Annotated in this window: 27 protein-coding genes; 13 read left to right on the top strand and 14 right to left on the bottom strand. The window is 70.3% G+C overall.

Annotated elements, in window-relative coordinates; translation table 11 throughout:
• Nucleotides 1–108: 108 nt before the first annotated feature.
• From SALPAC2_RS0111020 to SALPAC2_RS0111060, 9 genes are all read right to left on the bottom strand, one after another.
• Nucleotides 109–837 carry a lysophospholipid acyltransferase family protein gene (locus SALPAC2_RS0111020; protein WP_018216711.1) on the bottom strand — a complete coding sequence of 243 codons (729 nt, stop codon included), beginning with the start codon at nt 835–837 and terminating at the stop codon, nt 109–111.
• Between the two features lie 115 nt (nt 838–952).
• Nucleotides 953–3,010: an amylo-alpha-1,6-glucosidase gene (locus tag SALPAC2_RS0111025; RefSeq protein ID WP_018216712.1), complete on the bottom strand. Its 2,058-nt coding sequence runs from the start codon at nt 3,008–3,010 to the stop codon at nt 953–955.
• Nucleotides 3,010–3,381, bottom strand: coding sequence for an SCP2 sterol-binding domain-containing protein (locus SALPAC2_RS0111030; RefSeq protein ID WP_018216713.1), 372 nt, complete (start codon nt 3,379–3,381; stop codon nt 3,010–3,012). The genes SALPAC2_RS0111025 and SALPAC2_RS0111030 overlap by 1 nt, the downstream gene beginning before the upstream one ends.
• 143 nt (nt 3,382–3,524) lie before the next feature.
• A complete protein-coding gene (locus SALPAC2_RS0111035; protein ID WP_018222920.1) occupies nt 3,525–3,941 on the bottom strand; it encodes a CBS domain-containing protein in 417 nt (138 codons plus the stop codon).
• An 85-nt stretch (nt 3,942–4,026) separates the two neighbouring features.
• Nucleotides 4,027–4,464, bottom strand: a complete 438-nt coding sequence (locus SALPAC2_RS0111040) for a PPOX class F420-dependent oxidoreductase (RefSeq protein WP_018216715.1) — start codon at nt 4,462–4,464, stop codon at nt 4,027–4,029.
• Nucleotides 4,465–4,606: 142 nt separating this feature from the next.
• Nucleotides 4,607–5,632 (bottom strand): aspartate-semialdehyde dehydrogenase, encoded by a 1,026-nt coding sequence (locus SALPAC2_RS0111045; protein ID WP_026184628.1) that lies wholly within the window; start codon nt 5,630–5,632, stop codon nt 4,607–4,609.
• Nucleotides 5,633–5,713: 81 nt separating this feature from the next.
• A complete protein-coding gene (locus SALPAC2_RS0111050; protein WP_018216717.1) occupies nt 5,714–7,060 on the bottom strand; it encodes a M16 family metallopeptidase in 1,347 nt (448 codons plus the stop codon).
• On the bottom strand, nt 7,057–8,349 hold the full coding sequence (locus tag SALPAC2_RS0111055; RefSeq protein ID WP_018216718.1) for a M16 family metallopeptidase: 1,293 nt from the start codon (nt 8,347–8,349) through the stop codon (nt 7,057–7,059). Before SALPAC2_RS0111055 ends, SALPAC2_RS0111050 begins: the two co-directional genes overlap by 4 nt.
• 186 nt (nt 8,350–8,535) lie before the next feature.
• A complete protein-coding gene (locus SALPAC2_RS0111060) occupies nt 8,536–9,687 on the bottom strand; it encodes an alkaline phosphatase PhoX (RefSeq protein WP_018216719.1) in 1,152 nt (383 codons plus the stop codon).
• A gap of 308 nt (nt 9,688–9,995) precedes the next feature.
• Between SALPAC2_RS0111060 and SALPAC2_RS0111065 the strand changes: the two genes are divergently transcribed.
• From SALPAC2_RS0111065 to SALPAC2_RS0111075, 3 genes are all read left to right on the top strand, one after another.
• Nucleotides 9,996–11,093, top strand: coding sequence for a 3-deoxy-7-phosphoheptulonate synthase (locus SALPAC2_RS0111065; RefSeq protein ID WP_018216720.1), 1,098 nt, complete (start codon nt 9,996–9,998; stop codon nt 11,091–11,093).
• A 39-nt stretch (nt 11,094–11,132) separates the two neighbouring features.
• On the top strand, nt 11,133–11,378 hold the full coding sequence (locus tag SALPAC2_RS0111070; protein WP_180197235.1) for a hypothetical protein: 246 nt from the start codon (nt 11,133–11,135) through the stop codon (nt 11,376–11,378).
• 109 nt (nt 11,379–11,487) lie between these two features.
• Nucleotides 11,488–11,694 carry a hypothetical protein gene (locus tag SALPAC2_RS0111075; RefSeq protein WP_026184629.1) on the top strand — a complete coding sequence of 69 codons (207 nt, stop codon included), beginning with the start codon at nt 11,488–11,490 and terminating at the stop codon, nt 11,692–11,694.
• Nucleotides 11,695–11,846: 152 nt separating this feature from the next.
• On the opposite strand, the gene SALPAC2_RS0111080 is transcribed toward SALPAC2_RS0111075, so the two are convergent.
• From SALPAC2_RS0111080 to SALPAC2_RS0111090, 3 genes are all read right to left on the bottom strand, one after another.
• The gene (locus tag SALPAC2_RS0111080; protein ID WP_018216723.1) at nt 11,847–12,374 is read right to left on the bottom strand and encodes a DUF1360 domain-containing protein; all 528 of its coding nucleotides are present in this window, start codon (nt 12,372–12,374) and stop codon (nt 11,847–11,849) included.
• A gap of 61 nt (nt 12,375–12,435) precedes the next feature.
• Complete coding sequence (locus tag SALPAC2_RS0111085) at nt 12,436–12,753, bottom strand: SRPBCC family protein (RefSeq protein WP_018216724.1); 318 nt, start codon at nt 12,751–12,753, stop codon at nt 12,436–12,438.
• On the bottom strand, nt 12,753–13,073 hold the full coding sequence (locus tag SALPAC2_RS0111090) for a DUF6158 family protein (protein ID WP_018216725.1): 321 nt from the start codon (nt 13,071–13,073) through the stop codon (nt 12,753–12,755). The genes SALPAC2_RS0111085 and SALPAC2_RS0111090 overlap by 1 nt, the downstream gene beginning before the upstream one ends.
• Before the next feature lie 192 nt (nt 13,074–13,265).
• On the opposite strand from SALPAC2_RS0111090, the gene SALPAC2_RS0111095 reads away from it, so the two are divergent.
• From SALPAC2_RS0111095 to SALPAC2_RS0111105, 3 genes are all read left to right on the top strand, one after another.
• Nucleotides 13,266–13,697, top strand: coding sequence for a hypothetical protein (locus SALPAC2_RS0111095; protein ID WP_018216726.1), 432 nt, complete (start codon nt 13,266–13,268; stop codon nt 13,695–13,697).
• A gap of 24 nt (nt 13,698–13,721) precedes the next feature.
• Nucleotides 13,722–14,057 carry a DUF3817 domain-containing protein gene (locus SALPAC2_RS0111100; protein WP_018216727.1) on the top strand — a complete coding sequence of 112 codons (336 nt, stop codon included), beginning with the start codon at nt 13,722–13,724 and terminating at the stop codon, nt 14,055–14,057.
• A 180-nt stretch (nt 14,058–14,237) separates the two neighbouring features.
• Nucleotides 14,238–15,209, top strand: a complete 972-nt coding sequence (locus SALPAC2_RS0111105) for a C40 family peptidase (protein ID WP_018216728.1) — start codon at nt 14,238–14,240, stop codon at nt 15,207–15,209.
• A gap of 59 nt (nt 15,210–15,268) precedes the next feature.
• Here the strand turns inward: SALPAC2_RS0111105 and SALPAC2_RS0111110 are convergent, their stop codons facing one another.
• Both SALPAC2_RS0111110 and SALPAC2_RS0111120 read right to left on the bottom strand, forming a co-directional pair.
• Nucleotides 15,269–16,261 (bottom strand): sigma-70 family RNA polymerase sigma factor, encoded by a 993-nt coding sequence (locus SALPAC2_RS0111110; RefSeq protein ID WP_026184630.1) that lies wholly within the window; start codon nt 16,259–16,261, stop codon nt 15,269–15,271.
• A gap of 441 nt (nt 16,262–16,702) precedes the next feature.
• Nucleotides 16,703–17,392 carry a dTMP kinase gene (locus SALPAC2_RS0111120; RefSeq protein WP_188115905.1) on the bottom strand — a complete coding sequence of 230 codons (690 nt, stop codon included), beginning with the start codon at nt 17,390–17,392 and terminating at the stop codon, nt 16,703–16,705.
• A gap of 158 nt (nt 17,393–17,550) precedes the next feature.
• On the opposite strand from SALPAC2_RS0111120, the gene SALPAC2_RS0111125 reads away from it, so the two are divergent.
• From SALPAC2_RS0111125 to SALPAC2_RS0111155, 7 genes are all read left to right on the top strand, one after another.
• The gene (locus SALPAC2_RS0111125) at nt 17,551–18,135 is read left to right on the top strand and encodes a nucleotidyltransferase family protein (RefSeq protein WP_018216732.1); all 585 of its coding nucleotides are present in this window, start codon (nt 17,551–17,553) and stop codon (nt 18,133–18,135) included.
• Nucleotides 18,132–18,410, top strand: a complete 279-nt coding sequence (locus SALPAC2_RS0111130; protein WP_018216733.1) for a hypothetical protein — start codon at nt 18,132–18,134, stop codon at nt 18,408–18,410. Before SALPAC2_RS0111125 ends, SALPAC2_RS0111130 begins: the two co-directional genes overlap by 4 nt.
• A 10-nt stretch (nt 18,411–18,420) precedes the next feature.
• The gene (locus tag SALPAC2_RS0111135) at nt 18,421–19,197 is read left to right on the top strand and encodes a metallophosphoesterase family protein (RefSeq protein WP_018216734.1); all 777 of its coding nucleotides are present in this window, start codon (nt 18,421–18,423) and stop codon (nt 19,195–19,197) included.
• Nucleotides 19,188–19,331: a GPGG-motif small membrane protein gene (locus SALPAC2_RS27525; protein ID WP_018216735.1), complete on the top strand. Its 144-nt coding sequence runs from the start codon at nt 19,188–19,190 to the stop codon at nt 19,329–19,331. Before SALPAC2_RS0111135 ends, SALPAC2_RS27525 begins: the two co-directional genes overlap by 10 nt.
• 2 nt (nt 19,332–19,333) lie before the next feature.
• Entirely contained in the window at nt 19,334–19,852 is a 519-nt protein-coding gene (locus SALPAC2_RS0111145; protein ID WP_026184632.1) for a TspO/MBR family protein, read from the top strand.
• A 158-nt stretch (nt 19,853–20,010) separates the two neighbouring features.
• Nucleotides 20,011–21,354 carry an ABC transporter substrate-binding protein gene (locus SALPAC2_RS0111150; protein ID WP_018216737.1) on the top strand — a complete coding sequence of 448 codons (1,344 nt, stop codon included), beginning with the start codon at nt 20,011–20,013 and terminating at the stop codon, nt 21,352–21,354.
• Between the two features lie 67 nt (nt 21,355–21,421).
• Nucleotides 21,422–22,474 carry a carbohydrate ABC transporter permease gene (locus SALPAC2_RS0111155; protein WP_018216738.1) on the top strand — a complete coding sequence of 351 codons (1,053 nt, stop codon included), beginning with the start codon at nt 21,422–21,424 and terminating at the stop codon, nt 22,472–22,474.
• The last annotated feature ends 4 nt before the right edge of the window (nt 22,475–22,478 follow it).

A 22,478-nucleotide genomic window follows, 5' to 3' on the forward strand; every position in this document is an offset into this window, starting at 1 on the left:
AAGCCCCACTTCCACCGCCCAGACCGAGGGGATCACTTACTCGGCACGACCACGGCGGCGGGGCGGGTGACCGCGTCCGCTCCGAAGCAATCCAGACCCGTGGGTGGCTCAGGAGCGATCCAGGGTGCCCGCCTCGGCGGGGGTGGGTGCGCTGCCGCCCAGGTGCGCCGGGAGCCACCAAGTGTCGTCGGGGCCGGCGGGGCGCTCCGGGTACTCCCGTTGGTTCCGGTCGACCAGGGCGCTCAGCCGCTCGGCCAGGTCCGTGGTCATCGCGTTCGCGTCCGGGTAGGCGGCCGGCTTCATCGGCTCCCCGATCAGGACGGTGATCGGGGTGTGCCGCCGGCCGAGGGTGCGCGGCCGTCCCTTGGTCCACAGCCGCTGGGTTCCCCAGACCGCCACCGGCAGCACCGGCACCTCGGCTTCCCGCGCCATCCGGGTCGCACCGCTCTTGAGCTGCTTGACGGTGAAGGACCGGCTGATCGTCGCCTCGGGGAAGACTCCGACCACCTCGCCCCGCCGCAGCGCGGCGACCGCCTCGACAAAGGAACCGGTGCCGGCCCGGCGATCGACCGGGATGTGCCGCATGCCCCGCATCAACGGCCCGGAGATCCGGTGCGTGAACACGGACTTCTTGGCCATGAACCGGACCAGCCGCTTCGACTCGCGCGCGCCCAGGCCGCAGAAGATGAAGTCGAGGTAGCTGACGTGGTTGCTGGCGAGGACCGCGCCGCCGGTCGGCGGTACGTGGTGGGCACCCTCAATGGTGATCTTCAGGTCGAGTACCCGGAACATTGTCTTGGCGGCGGCGATCACGGGCGGATACACGAGTTCCGGCATCCGCCGACCTTACCCCGGCTTCGGTGACCGTTCGGTAGGTGGAAGCCCTCATTGTTGGCACCGCCGGCCGGGGTGGGGCCGAGGTCGGGCGGGGTTCGGGCCGGTCCGGCTCACCTCACTCGCCGCGCCGCTGCAGGTCGAGCCGGCCGCGGGCGAACGCGTCCACCCGACCCCACCGGCCCGGGATGTCCAGCACCTCGATCCGCCCCATCCCCGCTGGCAGTCGCGGCTCGACAACCAGGTGGCCCTGGTGTGGTTCCAGCCCGAGCATGGTCCGCAGCAGCAACAGCGGGGCGCCGGTGGACCAGGCCTGGGGCGTACACGCGGTCGGGTATTCGACCGGGAACTTGGTCAGCTCCCGTGGGTAGCCGCCGAACGCCTCCGGCAGCCGACCGTCGAAGTAGCGGGCGGCGTCGAGGATGCCGCTGGCGACCGTCGCCGCCTCCTCCGCGAAGCCATACTTGCGCAGGCCCCAGGCGACGAACGAGTTGTCGAACGGCCAGATGGTGCCGTTGTGGTAGCCGATCGGGTTGTATCGGGCCTCTCCCCTGGCCAGCGTCCGCACCCCCCAGCCGGAGAAGAGCCGTGGCCCCACCAGGTGTTCGGCGATCCTCGGGGCTCGCTCGTCGTCGACGATTCCGCTCCAGAGCAGATGCCCGAGGTTGGAGCTGAGCACGTCGCACTGCCGGCCGTCCGGGTCCAGGGCGAGTGCGTAGTACTCGCCGTCCTCCACCCACCACTCCCGGTTGAACCGTTCCTTGAGGTCGGCCGCCTCCCGCTCCAGCTGCTCGGCGAAGGCCGGGTCGTCCCAGAACTCGCGGGCCAGCCGCGCCGCCCGCACCTTCGCGTCGTACGCGTATCCCTGCACCTCGCAGGTGGCGCGGGGGAACGGCGGCAGGGTGCCGTCGCGGTAGGAGATGGAGTCCCAGGAGTCCTTCCAGCACTGGTTCTCCAGCCCGGTGTCGGTGTTGCGCCGTTCGTACCAGATGTAGCCGTTACCCACCAGGTCAGCGCAGCTATCGATCCATTTCAACGCAGCCCGGCACTCGACCTGCAACGCCCGCACCAGTTCGGCGTCCCCACTCCACCGCTCGTACTCGTCGAGGAGCACGATGAACAGTGGGGTCGCGTCCACCGAGCCGTAGTACGGCGAGTGCGGCTGCTCCTCGAAGGCCGCCGTCTCGCCGTACCGCATCTCGTGCAGGATCCGGCCCGGGTCCTCCTCCCGGAAGTCGTCGAACCGGGTGCCCTGGAGTGCGGCGAGGACCTGTAGCGTCGTCTTGGACAGCTCCGGGGTGAACGGCAGTACCTGCAGGCAGGTCAGGATGCTGTCCCGGCCGAACATGGTCATGAACCAGGGCAGGCCGGCAGCCGGTAGCGCCGCCCCACCCAGCGAGAACGGAACGAAGCGCAGCGCCGCCAGGTCGACCAGGCAGCGGTGGTACGTCGCGGTCAGATCCTCGCGTTCACTGTTGACCTTGGGGGCGTTCGCGATCCACTCCTTGAGGTCCTGTTCCAGGGCGAGCCGCTCGGCGCCGTGCGCACGCAGCCCCCTGCGCAGGTCCCGGCCGCTGGGGCCGAGGGTCAGGGTCCGGACGTCGATCTCCGCCACCCACTGCTCATTCGCCGCCAGATTGATGGTGTACGCGAAGCCGCCCTGGTCGAACCGGGCCGGCACCGACGAGGTGATCATGGTTTCGCGCCGGAAGTTGCCGCGCCGGTAGCCCAGCCGCAGCCGGTCCGACTCGGCCTCGGTGTAGAGCTCGCCCTTCTTGTTCAGCTGGTCGTCCTTGATTTCGAACAGGTCGGCGAAGTCGGCTGCCGCCGCCATCCGGACCTCCAGCTCGACCGGATTCTCGTCGTGATTGAGAATGGTGAGCGTCTCCCGGAAGCTTCCCCCCACCGCCCGTTCCCGGATGACCGAGAGCTTGGCGTCCACGTAATGCGTCGCTGCCCCCGGCACCAGGAAGAACCGCGCCTCGTAGTACTGCAGGTCGTCATAGGAGAGCGGGTTGAGCCGTTCGCCGTTGACCGTCAGCACCCAGGTGGACAGGAAGCGGGTATCGAGGGAGAAGAGACCGGTCGGCTCGGTCGGCGTCGCCTCGATGTCCCCGCTCTCCGCGGAGACCACGAAGGTGTTGCCGTCGAGGATGCGCACCGTGTTACCCGGCATCAGCGCACCTCCCGCTCGAAGGCTCGGCGCGGCCCACGCGCGCGTGGGTTGCCCGGGAAGAGCCGCTCCACCTGGACGAAGAGCCGTGGATCACCACTGACCCTGAGGTCTCCCCGCAGGCTGGCCGCGATGGCATGTTCCCGGCCGGCGGCCAGCTCCTCGAAGAGCGCCGGGCTGAGCCCGATGACCGCGTCGGCCTCCAGATCCTCCCGACTCACCCGCAGCCGCCCCCGGTCGATCCGGAGGAACCAGTGCGTTGTGTGCGCCCCCTCGTGCAGGTCGAACCGGACCGTCGCGGTGGCCCGCATCAGCAGCGGCTCGTAGCCCCGCTGGTCGAGATCCCTGAAGAAGGCCGTGGTCGCTTCCGACATGGGTCCCACCTCCCGCCGGCCCGTCCGCGCGCGACCGGGACGCCCGTGGCAGGTCCCAACGTCGTGCCATCGCCTCCGCGCACGGGTCCCCCGATCCGGAGCGGTCAACCTCGCCCGGATCGGGTGAACCGGGCCGGGCCGCGCTAGTTGTTCGGGTCGTCCGCGCTGATGTCCGCGAGCACTGACTGCGGTTCGCGCTCCACCGCCAAGTCCCCCATCGACACCAGGCCGATCAGCTGCCCGTCCTCGACCACCGGCAGGCGACGCACCGCGTACGTCCGCATCAGATCGGCGGCGGCCACGGCGTCGTCGTGTTGGCTGACCGTGATCACATCCCGGGTGGTGATCTCGTTTAACCGGGTCGAGGCCGGGTTCATGTTCTCCGCCACCGCTCGAACGGTGATATCACGGTCCGTAACGATGCCGACGACATCATCGCCGTCCGTGACCACAACATCCCCGATAGCGCAGTCCCGCATCTCCTGGGCGGCCGCAATGAGCGTGTCGTTGCCGTCCATCGTCACCAACCGGGTCGTCATGAACTCTTCGACCGTTGTCATGGTGCTCCCCTCTCGCTGTCGGCACCGCGGACTACCCCCACCGGGGCGGCAGGTAACGGGCCCGGACGCGACAGGGTCGAGCCGCTCAGCCGCGCGGGGGCAGGCCGTAGACCCGCTCGACGGGCAGCCGCAACACCAGTCGGCGCTGCGCCACCATCTCCTGGCGGAAGTCGTCCCAGTCCGGGTGTTCGCCCTGCATCGCCCGGTAGATGGCGACCAACTCCTCGACCGTGGGGTCGTCCGTGCGCTCGGCGACCGGAGTCAGCTCGGCCCGCCCCTCGGCGACCGCGTACGCCCAGCCGGCGCCGCTGCTGACGTGGAAGCTGGCCCGCGGATCCCGGCGCAGGTTGGCGACCTTGGCCCGGTTGTCGGTGACCGAGATCCGGATCAGCTCGGCCGCCGGGTCGTACTGGTAGAGCACGGTGGAGAGCTGCGCCGGCCCGTCCCGCCGCAGCGTCGCCAACACACCCATCCGGTGCTCCGCGAGGAGCTCGAGCAGCGGCGCCTGGCTCTGGTCGGTCACGGTTGCCTCCCTCGTCGGGTCACCCACAATCCAAACACGCCGGCGCCGCCCCCGGGGGATGAGCGGCGCCGACGGTGCGACTCCGGGGCGCTCGGCGCCGGAAAGGTGTGCCTCCGGGGCGCTCGGCGCGAAAAGGTGTGGCTCAGGCGTGCTCGGCGGCGACCAGTTCGGCGATCTGTACGGCGTTGAGCGCCGCCCCCTTCCGCAGGTTGTCGTTGGCGCAGAAGAGGGAAAGACCGTGTTCGACGGTCTGGTCGGCGCGGATTCGACCCACATAGGTGGGATCGTGGCCGGCGGCCTGCAGCGGCGTGGGCACCTCGGAGAGGGCGACGCCGGGCGCGTCAGCGAGCAACTCCCGGGCCCGCTGCAGGGAGATCGGCCGGGCGAAGCGCGCGTTGACCTGAAGTGAGTGACCGGTGAAGACGGGTACCCGCACGCAGGTGCCGGAGACCTTCAGCTCCGGGATCTCGAGGATCTTGCGGCTCTCGTTCCGCAGCTTCTGCTCCTCGTCGGTCTCCTCGGACCCGTCGTCAACGATCGAACCGGCGAGCGGGAGCACGTTGAACGCGATCGGCTGGGCGAACGACCGGGGCACCGGGAAGTCCACCGCCGCGCCGTCGAAGGTTAGGCCGCTCGCGTGCTCGGCCACCTTCCGGACCTGCTCGTCCAGCTCAGCCACGCCGGCGAGGCCGGCACCGGAGACCGCCTGATAGGTCGAGACCACGAGACTCACCAGCTCCGCCTCGGCGTGCAGCGGACGCAGCACCGGCATCGCGGCCATCGTGGTGCAGTTCGGGTTGGCGATGATCCCTCGGGGCCGTTGCCGCGCAGCGTGCGGATTCACCTCGGCGACGACGAGCGGCACCGCCGGGTCCAGCCGGAAAGCCGACGAGTTGTCGATCACCACAGCTCCGGCTTCGGCGACCCGGGGGGCCAGGTCCCGGGCGGACTCCTTGCCGGCCGAGAAGAGAACGATGTCCAGCCCCGAGTAGTCGGCGGCGGCGGCGTCCTCCACCGTCACCTCGCCGTCGCGCCAGGGCAGGGTCCGCCCCGCCGACCGCGCGGAGGCGAACAGCCGAACCTGCTCCGCGGGGAACTCCCGCTCCGCCAACACCTGCCGCATTACCCCACCGACCTGGCCGGTGGCCCCCACAATGCCGATCCTCATACCCGCGAGGCTACCCAGTGGAACCCGCCAACCAAGAATCCTTTCCCACCGCCCGGACCTGGCGATCCGGGCGGTGAGCGGTCAGCGCGTGCTGGTGATGACCTCCCCCAGGCCGGTCGCCGCCAGCTCGGCCCGGATCAGGGCGGCGTCCCCCTCGACCACCAGGGTCAACTCCTCCGGGTGCAGGTGTGCGGCGGCGGCCGCCGAGACCTCCTCGACCTCGGCGGCGAGCAGCGCCGTACGCAGCCGGGCGTGGTAGTCGTCGGGCAGGTCGTGGACGACCAGCGTGGTCAGCGCCGCGGCGATCGCCCGCGGGGTCTGCAACTCGACCGAGAGCTGGCCGGCCAGCCAGGAGCGGGCCACCGCAAGCTCCGGTTCGGTCACCCCGGTCTGCTGGGTACGGGTGATCTCGCCGACCGCATCGACCAACGCGGGCGCGGTCACCGCGGTCTGCACGCCGGAGCTGACCGCGAACCGCCCGAACCGACGCGACGAGACGAAGTCACCCCGGATCCCGTACGTGTAGCCCCGCACCTCACGGATCAGGTGGTTGAGCCGGGAGGTGAAGGCGCCACCGAGCACGGTGCCGGCGAGCCGCATCGGCACATGGTCGGGGTGTGCGCGGTGCGGCGACGGATGCCCGAGCCGCAGCGTCGACTGCACCGAACCTGGCCGGTCCACCAAAATGATCTTGCGGCCGTCGCGTGGGGCGACCTGGACCGGGCCGCCCCGGTCCACCGCGCCGCCACCGGTGCCGGCGAACGCCGTCGCCGCGAGCGCGTCTAGGTCGAGGCGCTCCAAGTCCCCGACGACGACCAGAGTGCCCGGCCGGAGGAACCACTCCGAGTGGAAGATCCGGACGTCCTCGACCTCCAACGCGGCCACCGTCTCCGGATCGCCGTACAGCGGCCGGCCCCAGCGGTTCTCGGCGCCGAACAGGTCGGCTCGCAGCGCCGCGTCGGCCCGCGGGCCCGGATTCGCCCAATCCATGCGCTGGGCGGTCGCCTCGTCGTCGCGTACCCGCCGGACATCGTCCGGTTCCAGCCGCGGCGTGCGCACCGCCTCCGCCAACAGCTCCACGGCGGCCGGCAGCCGATCCACCGGCACCTGCACGCTCACCTGGAAGGAGTCCCAGTCCAGGCCAGCTACCAGCTCGGTGCCGAGCGCCTCGATGGCCAGCGCGTACGCCGTCGCGTCCCGCTGCGCGGTCCCCTCTTCCAGGGCCTTGGCGAGCACCGTGCCCAGCCCCTCCCGCCCCTGCGCTTCGCGGCCGGCGCCGGCATCGAGCAGCAACAGCGCCACCGCCAGCGACTGCCCCGGCAGGTGCGCGGCGACCAGTTGCCCACCCGCGACACCGCGGCGAACCACCTGGGGAAAGCGGTACGGTCGGGCGGGCCCCGGACCGGGCCGGGTGCTGATCAGCGTCATGAGCTCTCCTCGGGCAGGTAGGTCAGGGTCACCCGGTCGGCCGGGGCGAGCACCTCGGCGGCCACCGCCGCGATCTGCTCGGCGGTCACCGCCAGCCACGCCGGCAGCCGCTCGGCTGCCCGGCGCGGGTCACCGAACTGTGTCGTGTACCGGCCGAGGGTGTCGGCCCGACCCTCCACCGTCGACATCTGCCGCCACCAGGCGGTGCTGAGCAGCGCCTTGGCCCGGTCCAACTCCGCGGCGGTAACCGGCACGGTCGCCAACTCGTCCACAACCTCGCCCAACCCGGCGGCCAACCGCTTCGCCGACACCCCTGGGCGGGCGGTGGCGGTGACGATCAACGGCGCCGGGGCGTACGCCAGGTCCACCCCGTACGCCCCGATCAGGTCCGGCTGCGCGACCCGCTCCCCGTCGACGAGCCGTTGGTAGAGCCGGCTGCCCCGCCCGCTGCCGAGGACGGTGGCGAGCACGCTGGTCACGTCGTAACCGGCGCCGCCGAACGGGTGGGTACGGTGCGCGACGTACACCCGGGGCGCGGGCACCTCGGTGACGACCGTCTCCGTCGTCGCCACGCCGGTGCCGGCAACGTGCCGGCCGTCCGGCGCGGCCGGGATCTCCGATCGGGCCGGGATCGCGCCGAAGTACTTCTCGGCCAGGGCGAACACCTCGTCGGCGGAGGTGTCGCCGACGACCGTCAGCACAGCGTTGTTCGGCGCGTAGTACGCGGAGTGGAACGCCTGGAAGGTGGGGAGGTCAGCGGCGTTCAGGTCGGCCATCGAGCCGATCGTCGAGTGGTGGTACGGGTGGCCGGGCGGGTAGAGCAGCGGTAGCAGCCGCAGCCAGGCGTCGCCGTACGGGACGTTCTCGTAGCGCTGCCGCCGCTCGTTCTTGACCACGTCCCGCTGGTTGTCCAGCGTCTCCTGGGTCAACGCCGGCACCAACCCGCCCATCCGGTCGGCCTCGAGCCAGAGGGTCAGCTCAAGATGCTCGGCGGGGACCGTCTCGAAGTAGTTGGTGCGGTCCGGGTTGGTGGTGGCGTTCAGGGACCCACCACACCCCTGGACCAGCTTCATGTGCTCGGTCTTCGCCACATTGGTCGAGCCCTCGAACATCAGGTGCTCGAAGAGGTGGGCGAAGCCGGTCTGCCCCTCCGGTTCGTGCCGGGAGCCGATGTCGTACCAGAGGTTCACGGCCACGGCGGGGGCGGTGCGGTCCTCACTCACCACCACGCGCAGGCCGTTGTCCAGTCGGGTCGTCTCGATGGGCCAGGGAAAACCGCTGTCGGGCATGGGAGGACGCTATCCGATCTCCGAGGCGCGCGGACGATGCGCCGCGGGACGGGGCCCGAGGCGGGCGGTGCGCCGCGGGACGGGGCCTGAGGCGGGCGGTGCGCCGCGGGACGGGGCCCGAGGCGGGCGGTGCGCCGCGGGACGGGGCCCGACATACTGGCTCAGCCGCGGGCCCCGCCGGCTCGCTCAGCGGAACGGGCCACGTACCTCGTAGGTGATGCCGCCGGAGGACGATCCGGAGGGGCCGCGCTGGGACGAGAAGTAGAACCGGGTGCCGTCGGGCGAGAACGCCGGACCGCAGATCTCCGACCGGGACTGACCGGTGATCCGCAGGAACGGGGCGACGACCTCGTCCGGGGTAATGATGTTGATCTCCATGTCTCCGCCGTCCTCGGCGACGTAGAGATCACCGCCGGCGCTACCGGTGATGTTGTCCACGCCGGTCAGCGGGGCGCTACCGGGGACCAACGAGTCGTCGTACGCCAGGTCGATCCGCTCGTTGACCGCGTCGTACGCCCAAACCCGGTTGTCCCCCTTCGTGGTGAACCAGCAGGTGCCGTCGGCGTACCAGCAGCCCTCCCCGCCGTTGAACCGCTTCGCCCCGGAGACCTGGTCTCGGGTGTACGTCGGCGAGCCGTCCGGGTCGGGCACCGGGGCCCAGGAAACCGGGCCGCTGGTGGCGGTGCCGGCCACCAGCACCTCCAGGGTGCCGGCCGAGAGGTCACCCCAGGTCGTCGGCCGGAACCGGTAGAGGCAGCCGTCGCGCTCGTCCTCGGTGAGGTAGATCACCTGACGATCTGGATCGCAGGCGGCGGCCTCGTGCTTGAACAGACCCATCGCGTCCCGCCGTAGGGCGTTCGCGCCACCGGTCGGGTCGGTCTCGTAGACGTAGCCCCGGCTGACCTCCTCGCAGGAGAGCCAGGTCTCCCACGGCGTCGCTCCACCCGCGCAGTTCTGCCGGGTGCCCGACAGGATCTGGTAGGCCGAGGCGACAGTGCCGTCGGCGTTGAACCGGATCGCCGACGCGCCGCCACCCGGGGTGATCTCCGAGTTGGAGACATAGATCCAGCCGGCACCGGCAGCGAAGCAGGCGCCGCCGTCGGGCGCGTCGTGCCAGGTGTACCCGGTACCGGTGACGGCCTGCCGGGAGCGGGCCACGATCCGACTGGTGAATCCCGCGGGTAGCTGGATACCCAGGGCGTCGGCCGACTGCAGGGGGCCGTAGGGGCTCTCCCCGGGCTGGGCGGGGTCGGCCAGCGCGGCGCCAGCCCAGAGACTGCCGGAGAAGGCGGCGGCGCCACCGGCGACGCCAGCGCGGAGCAGAGTACGACGATCCATCGAAAACCTCCGGGAGAGGGAGTGGTCGGTCGTTGGCGCCACAAACCTATCGATACCGCCATCGAAGCTGGTAAAAATCAGATGAGCCTTTCCGAACGTGCGGGTGGCCATTGCCGTCGAGTCAGGTAGACTCACCGACGTGACACGCTCGTATCGATGGTTTAGGCAGCCGGCTCTCCCGCCGGTGACCTCATCGTGAGCTGAAGTCACCCGCACGAGCCGGCAAGGCAGGAGCTTCCGCTCCTGCCTTTTTGCGTACGAGCAGCCGGCTCTCCCGGGCACCGGCCCCGGGCACGGTCGGCGAAGGGATGCCCACCGTGACCACCTCCGAGACGAACCGGCTCAGCGACCAGCGGATCGACCGCGTGGTGCCGCTGACCACCCCGGCCCTGCTACACCACGAACTCCCCCTGGACAGTCCGCTCACCTCGGCCGTACTGACTGGCAGACGGGCCGTCGGCCGAGTGTTGGACCGCACCGACGACCGCCTCCTGGTCGTGGTCGGCCCCTGTTCGGTACATGACCCGGTCGCCGCCCTCGCCTACGCGCACCGACTCCGCGAGCTCGCCGATCGACTCGCCGACGACCTGCTCGTGGTGATGCGGGTCTACTTCGAGAAACCGCGCTCGACCGTCGGCTGGAAGGGGCTTATCAACGACCCCGGCCTGGACGGCTCCGGTGATGTGAACACCGGCCTGCGCCGGGCCCGGGCGCTCCTGATCGACGTGCTGCGCCTGGGTCTTCCGGTCGGCTGCGAGTTCCTCGACCCGATCACCCCGCAGTACATCGCCGACACGGTGGCCTGGGGCGCGATCGGCGCCCGGACGGTGGAGAGCCAGGTGCACCGCCAGCTCGCCTCCGGCCTGTCCATGCCGATCGGCATGAAGAACCGTCCCGACGGCAGCATCTCCACCGCGGTGGACGCCATCCGGGCGGCCGGCGTGCCGCACGTCTTCCCCGGCATCGACGCCTCCGGCACCCCGGCGATCATGCATACCCGCGGTAACACCGACGGCCACCTGGTGCTGCGCGGTGGCGGCAACCAGCCGAACTACGACGCCGAGTCGGTGAACGACGCGCTGGCGCTGCTGCGCGCCGCCGGGCTTCCCGAACGGCTGGTCATCGACGCCAGCCACGCCAACAGCGGCAAGGACCACCGCAACCAGCCACTTGTCGCCGCCGACGTGGCCGCCCAACTCGCCGGCGGCCAGCACGGCATCGTCGGCGTCATGCTGGAGAGCTTCCTGCTCGCGGGTCGGCAGGATCTGGACCCGACCCGCGAGCTGACGTACGGGCAGTCGATCACCGATGCCTGCATCGGCTGGGACACCACGGAGCAGGTCCTGGCCGACCTGGCGGCCGCCGTACGCACCCGGCGTCGGGCTCCGGCCGTCACCCCGGTCTGATCGCCGAGCGGGTGGTTTACCGGTTCCGGCCCCGGGTAGTTGGGCGCCGTGACCGACAACCCACCCGTTACCGCGGTGCCCGAGACCGAGTCGGACCTGCGCCGTCTCGATGACCTACTCGAGGATCTCTACCGAGGCCAGGAACGGATCAGCCAGGGCGACATCTACCGGCGAGCGGTCGCCGCCCAGATGCCGGCGGAGCTACTCACCCGCATCTGCGGACTGCCCGAGGGCGAGTACTCCGTGGACGAGGCGGCCGACCTGCTGGGCGGGTCGGTCACCTGACTGGCCCGCGGCCGACGAGCCGGTCCGCCGGTCCGGCGATGCCCGGCAGTGAATCCGGCGATGCCGGCGGCGGTCCGCAGCCCGGTGATCCGTCATGAAGGAGAGTGACATGTCCCAGCCCGCCGAGCGGCACTCCGAGCAGCAGGAACAGCTCGCGGCTCTCGGCCAGCCGCCGGAGGGCCGGGACACTCTGCCGGAGCCGGACTTCGCCCGGGAGCACGATGTCACCGCGGTTGATCGAGACATCATCACCGGCGCGGACGCCGACGAGCGGGAGGAGGGGTCTCCCCGCGGTTGGTCCGGCGAGGACAGCTGAACCTGCTCCGCTCGCCGCGGGCCAGGTAGTCCTACGATCGCGGCGGGGTCGGGTGACCGGCCCGCCGTGATCGTGCGACGGTGGGCCGGCGCAGGTGCACCGGAGCCCGGAGGGGCGAGTGAGCTGACGTCAGCAAGCGATTCGGCCGGCGACTAACCCGAGCTCCGCTCGGCCGCCTGCTGCGCCGTCGCATGCGCCAGCTGGATGAAGTCCGACGCCGTCATCGTGGTGAGAGCGGTGGCGACGAGACGGGTCAGCCGCGGCGTCAGCACCAGTCCGCCGGTGAGCCCGGTGGCTACCCAGACGGCCAGGCAGAACGGGCAGCTGAGCAGCTCACCGACGGCGTGCCGGGTGGGGCTACCCGAGTCGCGCACCTCCTCCATCACCTCGCCGCTACCGATCGGCCGGGCGTAGCGGGTGAATGGGGCCCGCAGCGGACTGGTCACGGCCTTCTTGGAGAGCAGCCGGCTGAGCTTGTAGGTCGCGATGGCCAGCAGGACCACGTCGGCCGTCGCGGGCCGTTCCGGCAGCGGCCGCCGAGTGGCCTTCACCAGCCCGGCGATCGCGGACGTCACCCCGGCGTAGGCACCCATGGCCACCAGGTAGCCGCCGAGCGGCCGATACTCGTGCGGCGCGTAGGCCCGACGCAGACGGGTCACTTTCGCCTTCAACTCGGTCACCGCTCCCTCGGTCTGGTCGCCGAGCCGAAGGGCTCGACGGTTGCCCCCGACTCAGCCCGACTCAGCCCGCCTGCAGGTTGTCGGCCACCGCTTGGGCGAGGTCTTCCAACGCCTCGTCCACCAGCCGCTCGGCGGTGCCACCGGTCAGGTCGAGCCGGATCCACGCCCCACCGGAGTCGGCCGGGTCAACCCGGATCTCGGCGGTCCAGTCCCCGGTGGCCCGCCAGCGGGCCGTCAGCTCCGCCCGCTGGATGTCGGTGGCTGGCCGGCCGCCGACGCGAAGCGGCTCGGGGAGCCACGCCGACATCCGGCTCGGGTCGATCGCCGTGTTGAACACGACCTCCGGGGGGGCCGAGATACCCCGCTCGGCTGACGCCATCACGACTCCCGCAGTCGGCTCGGGTCGACCTCCCGCCCCGGACGCCGGGCGAGATACTCGGTCTCGAGCTCGGCGGTCCGGCGCAGGTGGGTGGCGAGCGCCGCGTCGGCGGCGTGCCGCAGCGTGTCCAGCCGCGTTCGGTGCAGGCTGTGCAACTCACGGATCAGGTCGGCATCGCCGAGTTCGGCCGGGTCGACGCCGAGCACCTCGCCGTCGGAGTCCGTGGTGCCGGAGGCCCGGTCGTGCAGGTGGTCTCCATCCCATTCGGGCATCCGCTGTTCCGGGCTCGGGTACTCATCCCGCCGCACGGATCCGGTCATCGTCGCCCCCTTCACTGTTCTGGGCTGGCGTCTAGCCGGATGCCCACCCGAGGTGCCGGCAAACCAGCCCGCCGCGATGACACGGCCACCGGAACACGCCCCCGGCCGCGGGGAGACGGCTGTCGGAACACGCGCATGGCCGCGAGGAGACGGCTGTCGGAACGCGCCCCCGCCCCCGGTACCCTCGAGGCCATGAAGCGGCTCTGGACCCCGGCGTGGATCGTGCGCCATGTGGCCTTGGTCGTGCTCGTCGTGGGCTTCCTCGGGCTGGGCTGGTGGCAGCTCAGCCGTGCGGCCGGCGGCAACCCGATCAGCTGGGGATACGCCGTGGAGTGGCCGGTTTTCGCCGGTTTCGTGGTCTTCGTCTGGTGGCGGGAGGTCCGCCAGGAACTCCGCGGGCCCGAGGCGCCGGGCCCAGCGGCGCAGACCGCCGAATCGTCCGCGACCGCCGAGCCGTCCGCGACCGCCGAGCCAGCCCGGCTGGCGGTACGCCGGCCGGTACGGGCCAGCCGTACCGCGGCCGCTGTGCCGGACAGTGACGATCCGGAGCTCACCGCCTACAACCGCTACCTGCGGTGGTTGACCGACAATCCGGGTGCTCGACCCGGCGACTACCCCGGCTAGGCCGGGTCGGAAGGACGGACGACGGTGGGCGCAGCCCTGACCCGGTACCGCGTGATCGCCTGGATCGTCGGCGTGGTGCTGATCCTGCTCATGGTGATCGGAATGCCGCTCAAATACGGGTTCGACTACCCACTCGTGGTGGAGACGGTGGGCCAGGCCCACGGCTTCCTTTACATGGTCTACCTGGTGGCCGCCTTCGACCTGTCCCGGCGGGCCGGCTGGCCGTTGTCCCGCATGATCCTGGTGATGCTGGCGGGAACCGTGCCGTTCGTCTCCTTCTTCGCCGAGCGGCGGGTGAGCGGGTGGGTGACCGAGCAGACCGCGACTCCGGATCCGGTCGCCAACACCCCCGTCCGATAGAAGTTCACGTACTTCCGTTCGGCAACAATCGCCTCGTTTTCCCCTGCGGTTCACTCCTGCCCCGGGTTACCTTGTCCGGGCCGGCCCGCCCATCGCCGTCCGTCCGGAGGGCACGGGTCCGGCGCCGCTGGGGCCTCCGCCCCCTACCCGGTGGCTGGTGGGGAGAAGGAGCCGTCGCACTTGCCGTCCATCCGGAAACGACTTCCCGCCCTCGCCGTCGCGGCGATCTCGGCCACGCTGGTCGCACCGGTCGCGCCCGCCCAGGCCGAGCCCTCCCCCGCCGAGCTGACCCGGCGGATCGAGAAAGCCTCCACCGAGCTGGAGCAGGTCGTGGAGGCGCACAACACCCTCGCCGAGGACCTCAAGGCGAACAAAGCCACCCTGGCCCGGTTGACCGCCCGGCTGGGCCCGCTGGAGCAACAGGTCGCGCGGAGCCGGGCCGAGGTCAACCAACTGGCGGTGGCCGCGTACAAGACCGGTGAACTCGGCACCGCCACCGCACTACTGAGCCCAGACGACGCCACGACCCTGGTCAACCGGCTCACCACCGTCGACCGACTAGCCCAGGAGCGGCAGAAACGAATCACCGCCGTCACCAACGACCAGCGGCAGCTCCTCGCCGAACGGACCCGGCTCGAGGAAGCCATGGAGAAGGCGGCAGCGCAGGCCCGAGGGCTGGCCAGCACCCGCAAGCGGATCGAGCGCGACCTAGCCGACCTGTACGAGCTGCGCCGGCAGGCGTACGGCCGGGCAACCGAACCCGCCGGGGCCAGCCCCGACCAGGTCCAGCCGGCACCATCGGTCCCCGGCGCGGCCGGGGTGGCGGTGCGGTACGCGTACGGGGCGCTGGGCAAGCCCTACCGGTGGGGCGGGGACGACGGTGCCGGGTACGACTGCTCGGGCCTGACGTCGGCGGCGTGGCGAGCGGCCGGGAAGTCGCTGCCGCACAGCACCCGCCGGCAGTGGGAGGTGGTGGCACACATCAACCGCCACGACCTGAGCCCCGGCGACCTGGTCTTCTACCGCGGGCTGGGGCATGTCGCCCTTTACGTGGGCGATGGTCAGATCATCGACGCCCCCACCGCGGGGCGCAACGTGCTCAAACGCGACATGAACATCATGCCGATCCTGGGGTACGGCCGGGTCCGCTGACCGGCACCCGCCCGAACAGGGCCGGGCCGGCGTCCGTCGGGACGCCGGCCCGGCACCGCTCACGCTGCGGCCTGGAGCCCTTCGGCGCGGGCCAGCTCGCGCAGCCGGCCGAGTGCCTGAATCTCCAGCTGCCGGATCCGCTCCCGCGAGAGCGAAAAGCGGGAGGCCACCTCGGTCAGCGAGTGTTCCCGACCGTCCTCGAGGCCGTAGCGGGCGCGCATGATGCCCGCCGACCGGTCGTCGAGGTGACTGAGAAGGCCCTCGATGCGCTGCCGTTCCAGACCGGTGAGGACGATCTCCTCCGGTGACGGCGCGTCGGTGTCGGCCACCAGGTCACCGAGGTTGGTGTCGCCGTCGTCACCGACCGGGGTATCCAACGACACCGTGTCCTGCGACCAACGAACCAGCTCGTTGACCCGCTCGACGGTGACGCCGAGCGCCGTGGCGATCTGCTCCGGCTCCGGGTCGCTACCGAGCTCCCGAGTGAGCTGCCGGGCCACGTTCCGCATCCGGTTGACATCCTCCACCAGGTGCACCGGCAGCCGCACGGTGCGCTCCTGCTGGGCGATCGCCCGGCTGATCGCCTGGCGGATCCACCAGGTCGCGTAGGTGGAGAACTTGAAGCCACGCTCGTAGTCGAACTTCTCCACCGCCCGGACCAGACCGGTGTTGCCCTCCTGGATCAGGTCCAGCATCGGCATCCCGGAGCGGACATACCGTCGGGCGATCGACACGACCAGTCGCAGGTTGGCCCGGATGAACAGGTCCTTGGCCCGCGCCCCGTCAGCGACCAGCCGTTGGAGTTCGGCTTTCTCGACGCCGGCCGGGACGCGGTCCTCGTCGAGCAGATGCTCGGCGTAGAGGCCGGCCTCGATCGTCTTGGAGAGATCGACCTCCGTGGCAGCGTCCAGCAACGGGGTCCGGGAAATCTCGTGAAGGTAGACGCCGACCAGATCGCGCTCCTCGGCGACCTCGTCGGTCCGCATGCCGATATTCTTGTCCACGTTACTCACGGTCCCCTCACTCGCGCCGGTTGCCCGGTTCCTTGCCATCCCCACGTCCGCCAGCTCCCTCCCCGTACCTTCCGCTGCTGCTCATCGGCGCTGACACCTGCACAACAGTTGAGACGCGTCAGGGATTCCATTCCGTGAGTCGAACGTGTCACGAATGCCTGATAATTAGCTGAGAGAACGGTCCATACTTGCTGTCAGCACCTCAGGTGGCGGCCCTTAGCCGAGCACGACGCCCGACAGCTGGATCGACGGCCGCCGGTCCAGGCCAAGTCCATCGCAACACCACCCCGACCACCGCACAGCGACCCGGGTCACCACCGAGCTGCGATCCTGGTCACGCCCGGATCTGCCACGGCGGCCCGATCGGTTCATCCACACCCGTGGTGATACCCCACGCCCGGGTGAACAATCCGTGGGCCGCTTTCCTGCCGGCCCGGGGCCAGTCGGCGGCCATCCACCGTTCGTGCCGATCACTGCCGATTACTGCGGCACCGGAACCTGAGCCGGCTCCGGCGCCGCGCCCAACCAACGGTGCAGGTGCTCCCTGATCTGCCGGTTCACCTCGTCCGCCGGACGGTTCGCGTCCACCAGCACGAAGGTGGGGTGCTCCGGCAGGCTCCGGTACGCGCGATCCGCCGCGATCAGGTATCGCATGCTCTCGTGGTCAGTGCCGCGTCGCTCGATCCGCCGGTACGCCTCGGCGGGGTCAACAACCAGCAGAAACGTTACCTGCGGCCGGGGGAAGACCCGGTAGCCAAGCCGGGCCAGCCGCTCCCACCGGTGACCGCCGTGCGCCCGAATGCTCGCGTACTGGCAGGCGGAGTAGCGGTCCATCACCGCGACCCGGCCGGTCAGCCGGCGCAACAGCAGAGCGGCGGCGATGGCGAGCCAACGCAGCGCGGACTCTGCGGCCAGCAGGCCGGCCCGTCCGAGGAGCCGCTGCGCGTCCCGCCGACCCAGCCGCCGCGCCACCCGGCCGAGGAAGCGCCGACCACCGGCGTTGCGATGGTAGGTGGCAGGAAGCCCGATCGCGGTCAGCCCCGTGGCCAGCCGGTGGGCCTGCGTCGTCTTACCTGAGCCATCGATACCGATCAGGGCCACGGCACGCAGTCGGGCCCTGCCGCGTCGCAGTCGGGCCCTGCCGCGTCGCGCCACATTGAGATCGGCCACCCTGCACACGCTATCCGACCCACGCTCCCGCTCTTTCGGCCGATCCAGCACCTTTGGTAGCGGTTGATGCTTTCCCGGGCGTGGTGCCAGGTGTGGCAGACCACGATGCCGGGTACCGACCTGACACCTCCTCCCGACCACCAGGAACGGAGAGCCAGATGGCCGAGCGCGGAGCCGAGACCCTGGTGCACACGTTGAAAAAGGTCGCCGCCGTGCTCAAGCAGCAAGACATCCCCTTCGCGCTCGGCGGCAGCTTCGCGGTCTACGCGCACGGCGGCCACTCCAGCGAACACGACGTCGACTTCCTGATCCGGGAGTCCGACGTTGACAAGGCCCTCGGCGCACTGGTCGCGGCCGGCTTCCTCGCCGAGCGCCCGCCCGAGGACTGGCTGGTCAAAGTCATCGACGACGACCGCGTGGTGGACCTGATCCACCGACCCATCGAAACACCGGTGACGGACAAGACCTTCGTCGAGACCATCGTCCGGCCGGTGGACGCGATCCACATGCCGGTGCTCTCGGCAACCCAGCTGATGGTGCACAAGCTGCTCAGTTTCTCCCAGCACCACTGCGACTTCACCCGGGGCCTGCCCCTGGCTCGCTCGCTGCGCGAGCAGATCGACTGGGAACGGGTATGCCGGGACACGCGCCACTCGCCGTACGCCGAGGCGTTCCTGGTGCTGCTGGACCGGCTTGAGGTGGTGGCGTACGCCGGCACCCCGGAACGAAAGGGGACACCGTGACCGAACACCAGGACATTGCCACGCGACGGGCGACCGACGAGTACGTGGCGGCCGAGATTCACCGGCTCCTCGCCGAGGACCCCGACGTGGCCGAGCAGGGCATCACCGTGGTCCGCCGGGAACTCGGCCTGGTGCTGCACGGCGAGGTGGAGAGCGTACAGCGCCGGGACGAGATCCTCCGGCGTGTCGCCGAGCACTTCCCGGAGCTGGCGGTCACCAGCGACATCGGGGTGGTCCGGACGCACCCGCCCACGGAAATCGAACAACTGCCCTGAGGGAGACCCGATGGTGATCCGAATCGCCGCCGTGGGCGACGTGCATCTGGACGAGGACGTGGTCGGCCGCTTCCGGCCGGCTCTTGAGGAGATGCCGAACCACGCCGACGTGCTGCTGCTCGCCGGTGATCTGACCCGCCACGGCACCGAGGCGGAGGCGCGGTGTGTGGCACGCGAGTTCGGTGGCCTGGGGGTGCCGGTGGTGACCGTACTCGGCAACCATGACTACCAGTGCAACGAGGTACCGCGGGTGGTGGAGGTGCTCGAGGCCGCTGGAATCACCGTGCTGGAGGGTAACGGGACGGTGCTGGACTGCGGCGGCAGCCGGCTCGGCATCGCCGGGGTGAAGGGGTTCGGTGGTGGCTTCGCCGGGCGATGCGCCGCCGACTTCGGCGAACCGGAGATGAAGGCGTTCGTGCAGGTCAGCACCGAGAGCGCGGACGCGCTCAAAGCCGCCCTACATTCCCTCGACTGCGACCTGCTGGTGGCCCTGACCCACTACTCCCCGGTGCCCGACACGCTGGCCGGCGAACCGCCGGAGATCTATGCCTTCCTCGGCTGCTACCAGCTGGGCCAGGCGATCGACTCAGCCCCCACCACACTCGCCCTACACGGACACGCTCACCACGGGACCGAGCGCGGCACCACACCCGGCGGAGTACGGGTACGGAACGTGGCACACCCGGTGATCAAACAGGCGTACAGCGTCTTCCACCTGGGTGAGCACCTCGAACCGGGCGAGGTTTCCCGGATGGGCAGCCTGGGTACCAGGCCGGCATGGAGCTGATTCTCTGGCTGATCTCGGCCGTCCTGGTGGTGGCCGGCATTCTCGCCCTGTTCCGGCAGCGGATCCTGTGGGGAGTCGTCCTCATCGTCGGTGGGCTGCTGGTCGGACCGGGCGGGGTCAACGCCATCAGCTGACGGTGGAGCGGAAGCACTCCCGGGTGCGCCAGCGCGCGCGTAGCTCCGAGGGGGCCGGCGACCGAAGCCGGTGGTGGGCCCTACTCAGTTTCGGTGCGGCCGTCTGCTGCGCTGCCGCGATCGGCGGGCTGGCGGCCCGCGACAGCAGCGCCGACTACGCCGGCCTGGAGCAGCCGGTCTGGGCTCCCCCGGCGGGAGTGTTCGGCCCGGTCTGGACGGTCCTCTACGCGATGATCGCGATCTCCGGCTGGCTGGTCTGGCGGCGCGGTGGCTTCGGTTCCGCGCTCTGGGCGTGGAGCGCGCAGCTGGTGCTCAACGCGGCGTGGAGCCCCCTCTTCTTCGGAGCCGGCCAGTACGGGCTGGCGTTCGCCGACATTATTCTGTTGTGGTCGGCGATCGGCGGGACCGTCCTGCTCTCCTCCCGGATTTCCCGGGTCGCCGCGATTCTGCTGCTGCCGTACTGGGCCTGGGTCTCCTACGCCGCCCTGCTCAACCTGTCCATCTGGCGGCTCAACGCTTGACCGGCCCGGCCATCGCATCGACGTTTTCAGATCGTTATCCGCTCGTGTCGTCTTCGGGGTGGACCACACCGGCTGCAAACGCTTTTGTGTGGAGCACGCCCATCGGACCGGCGCCAGGTCTGTCGCACTGACCCGCGCCGACCAGGAAGGAGGACGGCATGGCGGTCTTCGCCAGACCACGCCAAGCCTTCGTAATGGCTGGCGTGCTCGGCCTGGCCGTCGGCGCCACCGCCTGCGGTAGCGACGACGGCGACAACCTCAGCTCCGATTCGCCGGAATGCGCGGTATACGAGCCGTACCAGGGCAACAGCGGCACCGAGGTCTCCATCTACGCGTCCATCCGCGACGCCGAGGCGGACCTGCTCGAGCGGTCCTGGGAACAGTTCGCCGACTGCACCGGCATCGAGATCGACTACGAGGGCAGCGGCGAATTCGAGGCCCAGCTCCAGGTCCGGGTGGACGGCGGTAACGCGCCAGACATCTCCCTCATCCCACAGCCGGGCCTGGTGAACCGCTTCGCGCAGGCTGGCAAGCTCAAGCCGGCGTCGGCCGAAACCAAGGCGATGGCCGAGGAGAACTACGCTGCCGACTGGCTGCAATACAGCACCGTGAACGGGGAGTTCTACGGCGCTCCGCTGGGCTCGAACGTCAAGTCGTTCGTCTGGTACTCCCCGAAGATGTTCCAGGAGCAGGGCTGGTCGGTGCCGACCAGCTGGGACGATCTGATCAAACTCAGTGACCAGGCCGCCGCCGACGGCATCACGCCGTGGTGCGTCGGCATCGAGTCCGGTGACGCCACCGGCTGGCCAGCCACCGACTGGATCGAGGACGTCCTGCTGCGGACCCAGACGCCCGAGGTCTACGACCAGTGGACCACCCATGCCATCCCCTTCAATGATCCGCGCGTCGTGGACGCCGTCGATCGCGCCGGGACCATCCTGCGAAACGACACGTACGTCAACGGCGGCTACGGCGGGGTGAAGAGCATCGCCACCACCTCGTTCCAGGAGGCCGGCCTGCCAATCCTTCAGGACGAGTGCGCCCTGCACCGACAGGCGTCGTTCTACGCCAACCAGTGGCCGGCGGAGAGCGAGCTCGCCGAGGACGGCGACATCTTCGCGTTCTACTTCCCGCCCGTCGACCCGGCGAAGGGCAAGCCGGTGTTGGGGGGCGGCGAGTTCACCGTCGCCTTCGACGACCGCCCGGAGGTCCAGGCGGTGCAGACGTACCTCGCCTCCGGTGAGTACGCCAACAGCCGGGCCAAGCTGGGCAACTGGGTGTCGGCGAACACGAAGCTCGACCTCTCGAACGTGGCCAACCCGATCGACCGGCTCTCGGTCGAGCTCCTGCAGGACGAGCAGACGGTCTTCCGCTTCGACGGCTCCGACCTGATGCCCGCCGCCGTCGGCGCCGGAACGTTCTGGAAGGAGATGGTGTCCTGGATCAGCGGCAAGGAGACCGCGGCGGCCCTGACCGCCATCGAGAGTTCTTGGCCCAGCTGATCAGCCCGCCCCGGTGGCCCGGCCCCACGGCCGGGCCACCGCCAGCCCACGCGTCCCCGGAGGGCGGATGAACTTCGACTTCGCCGACGAGGCGCCGAAACTCGCCATGTTGCTGTATGGGGTGGTCGCCTTCGTCGTGGTGGTCGGTGGCCTGCTGCTGCTACTCGACGTCGTCCCCACCCGGCTCGCCCGCCGTCGGCAGGCCCGGCTCGCCGCGGCCGTCGCCACCGGGACGCCGCTCGAGCCGGGCCGGCGCCGGTCCCGCGAGGGCCTGTTCGCCCTCTTCTTTCTGCTGCCCACGGTCCTGCTGCTCGGCATCGGGCTGGTCATCCCCGCGATCCGCACCCTCGTGCTCTCGCTCAAAAACGGCGACAGCACGCAGTGGGTCGGGCTGCGCAACTACGGCTGGATGATCGACCGGCCCGAGATCGTCGACATCCTGCGAAACACCGCGCTCTGGGTCCTCCTGGTGCCGCTGCTGGCCACCTCGGTCGGCCTGATCTACGCAGTGCTCGTTGACCGCGCCCGCCTCGAGGCCCTGGCCAAGTCCTTGATCTTCCTGCCGATGGCGATCTCGTTCGTCGGCGCCGGCATCATCTGGAAGTTCGTCTACGCGTTCCGGCCCGCGGGGGCAGACCAGATCGGCCTGCTGAACCAGATCTGGGTGTGGCTCGGCGGCGAGCCCCAGCAGTGGTTGGCGAACCCGCCACTGAACACGCTGCTGCTGATCGTGGTGATGATCTGGATCCAGGCCGGTTTCGCCATGGTGGTGCTCTCGGCCGCCATCAAGGCCATTCCCACCGACATGATCGAGGCTGCTCGCATCGATGGCGTGAACGCCTGGCAGCAGTTCTGGCGAATCACCCTGCCGGGCATCCGGCCCGCCCTGGTCGTGGTGGTGGTGACCGTCTCGATCGCCACGCTGAAGCTCTTCGACATCGTCCGCACGATGACGAACGGCAACTTCGACACCAACGTCATCGCGACCGAGCTGTACAACCAGGCGTTCCGGTACGGGGAGACCGGCCAGGGCTCGGCCCTAGCTGTCGTCCTGTTCATCCTGGTCATTCCCATCGTCATCTACCAGGTACGCAGCCTGCGCCGGCAGCGGGAGGTATGACCCC

The organism is Salinispora vitiensis (assembly GCF_000378825.1).
GTDB lineage: Bacteria > Actinomycetota > Actinomycetes > Mycobacteriales > Micromonosporaceae > Micromonospora > Micromonospora vitiensis.